General features: G+C 51.3%; 7 protein-coding genes, 1 tRNA gene and 1 other RNA gene. 4 read left to right on the top strand and 5 right to left on the bottom strand.

Translation table 11 applies throughout. The annotated features are described in order from the left end of the window. Window positions 1-146 precede the first annotated feature (146 nt). From ACJ9N4_RS20595 to ACJ9N4_RS20575, 5 genes are all read right to left on the bottom strand, one after another. A complete protein-coding gene (locus ACJ9N4_RS20595; RefSeq protein WP_182274487.1) occupies window positions 147-365 on the bottom strand; it encodes an acyl carrier protein in 219 nt (72 codons plus the stop codon). A gap of 17 nt (window positions 366-382) precedes the next feature. After that, window positions 383-1816, bottom strand: a complete 1434-nt coding sequence (locus ACJ9N4_RS20590; RefSeq protein ID WP_182919773.1) for an AMP-binding protein — start codon at window positions 1814-1816, stop codon at window positions 383-385. Continuing rightward, a complete protein-coding gene (locus ACJ9N4_RS20585) occupies window positions 1813-2931 on the bottom strand; it encodes a membrane-bound O-acyltransferase (protein ID WP_182920015.1) in 1119 nt (372 codons plus the stop codon). Before ACJ9N4_RS20585 ends, ACJ9N4_RS20590 begins: the two co-directional genes overlap by 4 nt. 128 nt (window positions 2932-3059) lie before the next feature. After that, entirely contained in the window at window positions 3060-4196 is a 1137-nt protein-coding gene (locus tag ACJ9N4_RS20580) for a D-alanyl-lipoteichoic acid biosynthesis protein DltD (RefSeq protein ID WP_196391139.1), read from the bottom strand. Window positions 4197-4454: 258 nt separating this feature from the next. Beyond that, window positions 4455-5360 carry a LysR family transcriptional regulator gene (locus tag ACJ9N4_RS20575; protein WP_411500763.1) on the bottom strand — a complete coding sequence of 302 codons (906 nt, stop codon included), beginning with the start codon at window positions 5358-5360 and terminating at the stop codon, window positions 4455-4457. A 109-nt stretch (window positions 5361-5469) separates the two neighbouring features. On the opposite strand from ACJ9N4_RS20575, the gene ACJ9N4_RS20570 reads away from it, so the two are divergent. The 4 genes from ACJ9N4_RS20570 to ACJ9N4_RS20555 all read left to right on the top strand — a co-directional run bounded on the left by ACJ9N4_RS20570 (window position 5470) and on the right by ACJ9N4_RS20555 (window position 7444). Beyond that, window positions 5470-6330 carry a pirin family protein gene (locus ACJ9N4_RS20570; RefSeq protein ID WP_196391138.1) on the top strand — a complete coding sequence of 287 codons (861 nt, stop codon included), beginning with the start codon at window positions 5470-5472 and terminating at the stop codon, window positions 6328-6330. Window positions 6331-6350: 20 nt separating this feature from the next. Further along, window positions 6351-7028: an isochorismatase family protein gene (locus ACJ9N4_RS20565; RefSeq protein ID WP_411500762.1), complete on the top strand. Its 678-nt coding sequence runs from the start codon at window positions 6351-6353 to the stop codon at window positions 7026-7028. Between the two features lie 146 nt (window positions 7029-7174). Next, a tRNA-Ser gene (locus ACJ9N4_RS20560) sits at window positions 7175-7262 on the top strand. A 45-nt stretch (window positions 7263-7307) separates the two neighbouring features. Beyond that, window positions 7308-7444: non-coding RNA, RtT sRNA (locus tag ACJ9N4_RS20555), on the top strand. Window positions 7445-7760: the final 316 nt, after the last annotated feature.

Below are 7760 nucleotides of genomic sequence, written 5' to 3'. Positions count from 1 at the left end.
TCCCCCCCTCACCGCCATATTCGAGAAAGAGCTCGTACGAAAGTACGGGCTTTTTTTTCGCATGTTGCACGCCTGCGAATGGGGCAATAAAAAACCCTGAATGAAATCATCCAGGGTCTTCACAGAAACGTTAACACCAATCGCGATTAACGGTTTTCTTCAATATAGCGAGCCAAATCTGCCGGAGTTTTCAGCACCGTCGCAACTTCGGTCGGCGGGATCATACAACCGTACACGTCCTGCACCTCCAGTACCATGTCGACCGCCAGAATGGAGTCGAGAATGTCGGATTCAATCAGCTCATCGTGAAAACCCACTTTGCGGGATAACACTTTTTCAAACAGGGCGAGAATTTCTTGTTCCATAACCTTTCCTGGGGTAATTAATTCGTGCGGGCATGAGAGTCCAGCAACTTACGGTCAATTTTGCCGTTAGGATTCAGCGGCAAAGCGTCTTTAATGATGATTTGTGAAGGTACCATATAAGGTGGCACCACTTTCGCCAGCGATGTTTTAATGGCCTCCGGTGCCAAATCCGTCACGCAGAAAGCGGCAATACGCAACACGCTACCGCAGGATTTCATCAGCGGCAGAACCACCGCTTCACTGATACCTGACATGGCCAGCAGGCGGTTTTCAATCTCGTTGATTTCAATACGGTAGCCGTTCAGTTTGACCTGGCTATCGTTACGCCCCTGGCAGTAGATGAGTCCATCTTCATAACCCAGGTCGCCGGTTCGGTAGCCACGAAACGCTTCACTTTCCCGGTGCAGTAATTTTTCCGCGTTCTCCTGCGGTAAACCGAGATAGCCGCGCATCACGTTCTTACCCCAGATAATCAGTTCGCCTTCGGCGGTAATTTCCATTTTGCTGTCAGGCATCATCACCCCAACCGGCAACACTGCGTTGTCGCTGTTGAGGATCTCATCCGTTATCTCAACCACGGTGGTCGCGATGGTCGCTTCCGTTGGGCCATAGGAATTGATAATTTTTGCCTGTGGGAAACGGCGACGTAACTGTTTAACCAACGCTTTATTTAATACTTCACCAATGAAAATAAAGACGCTCAGGTCAGGCAAATATTCACTGTTGAACTGCGGAGAAAGCAATTTCTGATAAGCAAAAGACGGTGTTGAAACCCAGGCAGAAACAGCATTCATTTTCAGTCTGTCCAGCCAGTTATCCTGCAGGATATCTTCTTTTGCGTTCAGAACGATATGTCCCCCCATCGCCAGATTCGCCAGTAAAGGGATCAGGGAGAGGTCGAAGCTGAACACCGCGTGGTTCATTAACACCGGTTTTTCCGGCAGGAAAAAGTCCTGGCTTACCCATTTCATGAAGTGCCATACGCTTTCACGTCCAATCTGCACCCCTTTCGGTTTACCAGTGCTGCCAGAGGTGAACATGATATAAGCGAGATCCTGTTCGGCCAGCACCTTGCCCGTTTCACCGGTGGCGATGAACTGCTTTGTCGCGACATCGTAATAGTAAGGCGCATTCGCCAGGTGGCAGATCTCTTTAAGCCGCTCCTGCGGGTAGATACAGTCCACCGGGATATACGGAATGTTGTGCAACAGGCAGCTATAAATCGCCACGGCGAACTCAGCCTGCTGATGTCCGTACAAGACGACTGGCATGCCGGCGGAGGGCTGGCAACGCTGATAGCGTTGCTCCCAGTCCACCACGGCAGAGGAAAGTTGCAACCAGCTTAAGGCTTCGTCACTACCGCTGATGGCCAGTTGCTGGGGAACTGCGGGATCACGTAATGCCGCACGTAAGAAATCTTGCAGTTCCTGGAGATCGGATTGATTTTTCATAGAGGTGACATTCCACTAAAGATGTAAAGGGAGGCTGCGGCGCTTCCCAGCGTCAGAATTCGCCCCAAAAATGCAATAACCGGATGCTGTAACCCGTTGTGCAACGTCGGGTTACGTTTGGCTAACCACAGCAGCATGTTGTGAACAACAGAAATAGCGCCAAAGAGTGCGCCACTGATGACATAATGGCGTTCGAGTCCGTTCCACGCTCCCATACAGAACAGGGTGCAAAAAATACCGATATTCTGCGCCAGCGTTTTGTTCTGGCGGAAAAAGTTGAACTTCATCAAGTTCATATAAATTGGCATAAAGACCACATCGCGCAGCCATTCAGAAAGGCTAATGTGGAAGCGACGCCAGAAATCCTGCGGGTTTTTCGCAAGGATGGGAATATTGAAGTTCGCCGGAATATTCAGTCCAAATAAGCGACCGGCCCCAATAGCCATATTGCTGTAACCAGCAAAATCAAAGTAGAGATAGGCGCTATAGGCAATCGACATCACCACACCTACGGTCAGCGAGAACGGCTCATGGCTCCACCGCTGCACAACCAGCGTGTCGACCAGCATAGCGAACAAGAACTTCTGGACGATACCGGTAACTATTTGCTCTAACGCCACTAAAAACTGCTCGCGGGTAATCGCGAAGACAGGCTTACTCACATCGCTAATCCATGTCCGCCAGCGGTACATTGGGCCGGCCAGAATAACAAAGGGCATAAAGAGATAGCAGAAATAGTGCAGGAAATTCCGACCATCTTTTTTACTGCGATAAAGCAATACATCAATCGCGCGGAACGTCATGAAAGAGAGGCCGATCATTCCCCAGTGGTTATTTAAGTGTAATTTCACCAAAAACAATGGCAGCAACGTTAAGGAGACCGCTTGCCAGGTTTTTAACCACCCCTTCTCTTTTAATGTAACGAGAACATAAAAAACTAAAAAAACGGCAACCGGGACAATATAATCACCCTGGAAAATATACCCCCATCCTAATGCTGACAGCACTGAAAAGGCAGATAAATACGTCAGTCGACGATGCAACAGGCGATTAACCAGCGCAAACACCAGGGCTGATGAAAACAAATAGAAAAAAAACATTCCTGAGCTGTACATCATTCAACCTCAGAACTTTTGATATTCAAAATGCAGCTGTAAACTCATGCTGTCATCGACAGAGGTCCACGCAACGACGGTGATTGCCAGCAGGAGATAAAGGAAAAAAAGACGAATCGCGGTTTTCATCATTTAAAGCTCTCTGCAATAAAGCGAATCATAGGAACCCATGCCAGTTCAGAAGGATGCAGGCGATCCCAGTTCCAGCCGTTCTCATACGGCATAGCGTACATATCTAAATAGGGAACCTGGTTCTCTTCCAGAATGGTTTGAATTTGCTTATCAACCGGCCGGAATGTGTCGGTGTTGTAGAGCGCCCAGGGGTTAACAGGGTCGACGATAGCAATCACCTGTACATGGCGTTGTTTCAGAAGCTGGATAGTTTTCTTTAACGACGCAATCTGTTCGGGCACCACAGGTGTGTCATCCCACTGTTCCGGCTTGTCTCCCGGTTCATAAACAGACTTATCCATCCACATTGTAGCCGCGCTCTGCTGACGTTTTTTATTCAACTCGCGCGCATGAGCCAGCTCTTTATTCCAGTCAGGAACAACAGGGGTTGTCGACTGCTGCGGCCACGGTTGTACCGTCTGTGGTTCAATATTGAGCATGGCCAGCCAGTCGTTTTTAATCATCGTACAGAAGTTGGCGAACTGATTGCTCACCTCTTCCCAGATGAGATCCGGATGCCAGCCATACACAGCCATTTGGCCAAACGTTAAATGGCTTATATCCTTCGCATCAATATGCTGTAAATAATGAGTCAGCAAAGGACGTGCCTGCGGATCTTTCATCAGCGGATTGAAAATAGACCCCGGGAAATTATCGGCAAAAATTGCTGGTGGCAGACCTTTCGAATAAAAGCTGTCAGGAGCCAGAAGTAAAACAACTTTACTGTTTGCGTTAAGGTCATCCTTAAAGCGTGAAAACAGTAAAAATTGTGTCGTGTCATCGACAAAACTATCACCATACGCCACTACAGGTTTGTGCAATTGCTTATTAAAGTAATTATATACAGCGTAATGTTCTTCTTCAGAGGTAGCCACTTCAGATGCCCCGATGAAGAAAATCGAATTCCCTTTTAACGCATGAGAAATCGTGGCTATTCTTTCCGCTTGTTCTTTTGGTGTCCCATCCATCGATTTAATCAGCGGCTGGAACTCAAGCGGTGGATCAAAGCTTGTCACCAACGGGTGAACACAGAGAAACAAGACAGCCAGAGTAGCCATCAGGATATGTAAACAAAGCGTATTTTTGATTTTCATTATAAGTAGGTAAGACTACATAGTATTCATTTATTTAAAATTTATGACACTCATTTTTCTAACACTGACACAACAAATAGCCGCGTGTTTTTCGGTTGAATTTGAGACTTATCTTTTGCGACATTCTATACCAGGTGTATATAAAAAGATGAGCGTTGCTGTGTAACGGTATGTACAGTGTCCGCGTGAACACTGTACATAAAAATAAAGTCGCCAGAAGGACGTTGTGTCACCGGTCGGGTCGCCGGACAAAAAGCATCAGTCTTCCACCATCCGCGCATACTCTTCAGTGAGAAAATCCACCAGCGCCCTGACCGACGGCAGCAAACCGCGCCGGGACGGATATACCGCATGGATCACCTCCCGTCTTGGCTCCCACGCCTCAAGTACCCGTACCAGTTCCCCTGTGGTAAGCTGATCTTTCACCATCAAAATGGGCAACTGCACTACCCCCACGCCCGCCACCGCCGCCTCCCGCAGCGCCAGCATGTCGGTGGTAATGAGGCGAGGCACATAATGGATTTCCGCTCTTGCGCCCTCTGGCCCGGTGAGTTCCCACTTATGCACCTGTTTCCCTTCTCCCATACTGAGACCCGGCCAGGCACTAAGTTCAGACGGCATTTCGGGCATCCCCTGCTGTTGGATCAGCTGTGGCCCCGCGACAAGACAATGCCCCCTGTCAGCCAACACCCGCAATACCAGATCGCTGTCATCAAACGGGCGTGGGCGAACGCGTATCGCCACATCAATCCCTTCACTGACGAGATCAACACGCCGATTTGTCGCCTCAAGCTGAAGATTAATACCAGGATAACGCGCCATAAATCGTGCCAGCATTGGCCCAATATGCACGTGTAACAGCGTTACCGGACAGGTGAGTCTGACAATACCGCGCGGTTCAGCCTGTAGCGCCGCAACGGCCTCCTCTGCGGCTTCCGCTTCCACCATCATGGCTTTGCAGTGCTGATAGAAGGTTTGCCCAACCTCTGTCACCGTGAACTGCCGGGTCGTGCGCTGTATTAAACGCACACCGAGCCGCTCCTCCAGCTGCGCAATCCGGCGGCTCAGCCTGGACTTGGGCAGATCGAGTGCCCGCCCCGCCGCCGCAAAACCGCCGTAGTCGACCACTTTAACGAACCAGACGAAGTCATTGAGATCCTGCATAAACCCCCATCGTTCTATTTTCAGAACAGTGAATGCCATTTTCACTATCTACCGGGATATTAACTCTGAATATAAGCTAATTACATCAACAGAACATCAGGAGTTAATCATGAAAAACGTAACAGGTGTTTATACCGCTCCCCGTCAGCACTGGGTTGGCGATGGTTTCCCGGTACGTTCGATGTTTTCTTATCAGACTCACGGTGAACCGCTCAGCCCATTCTTACTGCTGGACTACGCAGGCCCCTATACCTTCCCGGCCGATGGCGCAAAACGCGGCGTGGGCGAGCACCCCCATCGTGGTTTTGAAACGGTCACCATCGTTTACTCCGGTGAAGTAGAGCATCGCGACTCGACGGGCAAAGGCGGTGTAATTGGCCCTGGCGACGTTCAGTGGATGACGGCAGGTGCGGGCATTTTGCACGAAGAGTTCCACTCCAGCGCGTTCTCGCGCCAGGGAGGAGAACTAAAAATGATGCAGCTGTGGGTCAACCTGCCTGCAAAAAACAAAATGGCGGCTCCGGGCTATCAGAGCATCACGAAAGGTGAGATCCCGGTAGTGACACTGCCGGATAACAGCGGCTCGCTGCGGGTTATCGCGGGTCGCTACGGCGAGGTGACAGGCCCTGCGCATACCTACTCACCGCTGAATGTCTGGGATGTCACCCTGAATCAGGGAAGCCATCTTACGCTCAGTCAGCCCGAAGGATGGAGCACCGCGCTGGTTGTGCTGGAAGGCACCATCACGGTAAACGGCACAGCCCAGGCGGGTGAAGCCCAACTGGTCGTCATGAGCCAGGAGGGTAACAAACTACATCTGGAAGCCAGCCGCGATGCCAAAGTCCTGCTGATGGCCGGGGAACCGTTAAATGAACCTGTCGTGGGCTACGGCCCGTTTGTGATGAACAGTAAAACCGAAATCGCTGAAGCTATTCGCGATTTCAATTCCGGCCGCTTCGGCCAGATCTGAGCGTAATAAAGGAGAGGATTATGTCTACCCCTGCTAACTTCAACGGCGCACGTCCGGTTATTGATGTCAATGATGCGGTCATGCTGCTTATCGACCACCAGAGCGGGCTGTTCCAGACCGTTGGTGATATGCCAATGCCGGAGTTGCGTGCCCGTGCGGCGGCACTGGCGAAAATTGCCACGCTGGCAAACGTTCCGGTCATTACCACGGCGTCTGTTCCGCAAGGGCCGAACGGCCCGCTCATCCCGGAGATCCATGCCAACGCGCCGCATGCACAGTATGTTGCACGTAAAGGCGAGATCAACGCCTGGGACAACCCGGAATTCGTTGCGGCAGTGAAAGCTACCGGGCGTAACACGCTGATTATTGCCGGAACCATTACCAGTGTCTGCATGGCCTTCCCGTCGATCAGCGCGGTAGCAGACGGTTATAAAGTGTTTGCGGTCATTGATGCCTCCGGAACCTACAGCAAAATGGCGCAGGAGATCACGCTGGCACGCGTGGTACAGGCAGGCGTTGTACCGATGGATACTGCGGCTGTTGCCTCCGAGATCCAGCGCACATGGAATCGGGAAGATGCTGCGCAGTGGGCTGAGGTTTATACCCATATCTTCCCTGCCTATCAGTTGCTGATCGAAAGCTATGGTAAAGCGCAAGAGGTCGTAAAAAATAGCGAAGTGCTCGATTCACAGCGTTAATCGCCTTCTCCACGGTGTAAAAGCCGTGGAGCTGATTATTGCTTAACCGAACAAGCACTAAAGCAGAAAATCTGCTTGACCGTTTTAGCGCAACTCCCTATAGTAGCGCCCCGTTGCCCCCCAAGCGGTCAGGCAGCAAACAATATGGTGAGGTGTCCGAGTGGCTGAAGGAGCACGCCTGGAAAGTGTGTATACGGCAACGTATCGGGGGTTCGAATCCCCCCCTCACCGCCATATTCGAGAAAGAGCTCGTACGAAAGTACGGGCTTTTTTTTCGCATGTTGCACGCCTGCGGGGGGGATGAGAACACCCGACCGGGGTTCGACAACTGGCGACAGCCAGTTGGACAGATGACGAGCCTGCGAGGAATCTGCCCGAAGGGCGAGCGAAGCGAGTCAATCCCCCCCTCACCGCCATATTCGAGAAAGAGCTCGTACGAAAGTACGGGCTTTTTTTTCGCATGTTGCACGCCTGCGGGGGGGATGAGAACACCCGACCGGGGTTCGACAACTGGCGACAGCCAGTTGGACAGATGACGAGCCTGCGAGGAATCTGCCCGCACAAAAACGCCGGAAGCGTTTTTGAACAACGCCTGCGTTGGCCCCGAAGGGGCGAGGCCCGTGGATGGGCCGAGTAACGGCGAGCGAAGCGAGTCAATCCCCCCCTCACCGCCATATTCGAGAAAGAGCTCGTACGAAAGTACGGGCTTTTTTTTCGCATGTTGCACGCCTG

It is taken from the genome of Enterobacter sp. LM3 (assembly GCF_046622475.1).
Taxonomy (GTDB): domain Bacteria; phylum Pseudomonadota; class Gammaproteobacteria; order Enterobacterales; family Enterobacteriaceae; genus Enterobacter; species Enterobacter cloacae_P.
Note: the sequence above shows the minus strand (reverse complement) of the source record. Positions and strands in the feature narration are given on the sequence as shown.

Bases quoted from the DNA above. Each gene is read 5' to 3' on its own strand.
- ACJ9N4_RS20585 (WP_182920015.1), bottom strand. From the start codon at position 2,931: ATGTACAGCTCAGGAATGTTTTTTTTCTATTTGTTTTCATCAGCCCTG.
- ACJ9N4_RS20570 (WP_196391138.1), top strand. From the start codon at position 5,470: ATGAAAAACGTAACAGGTGTTTATACCGCTCCCCGTCAGCACTGGGTT.
- ACJ9N4_RS20580 (WP_196391139.1), bottom strand. From the start codon at position 4,196: ATGAAAATCAAAAATACGCTTTGTTTACATATCCTGATGGCTACTCTG.
- ACJ9N4_RS20590 (WP_182919773.1), bottom strand. From the start codon at position 1,816: ATGAAAAATCAATCCGATCTCCAGGAACTGCAAGATTTCTTACGTGCG.
- ACJ9N4_RS20595 (WP_182274487.1), bottom strand. From the start codon at position 365: ATGGAACAAGAAATTCTCGCCCTGTTTGAAAAAGTGTTATCCCGCAAA.
- ACJ9N4_RS20575 (WP_411500763.1), bottom strand. From the start codon at position 5,360: ATGCAGGATCTCAATGACTTCGTCTGGTTCGTTAAAGTGGTCGACTAC.
- ACJ9N4_RS20565 (WP_411500762.1), top strand. From the start codon at position 6,351: ATGTCTACCCCTGCTAACTTCAACGGCGCACGTCCGGTTATTGATGTC.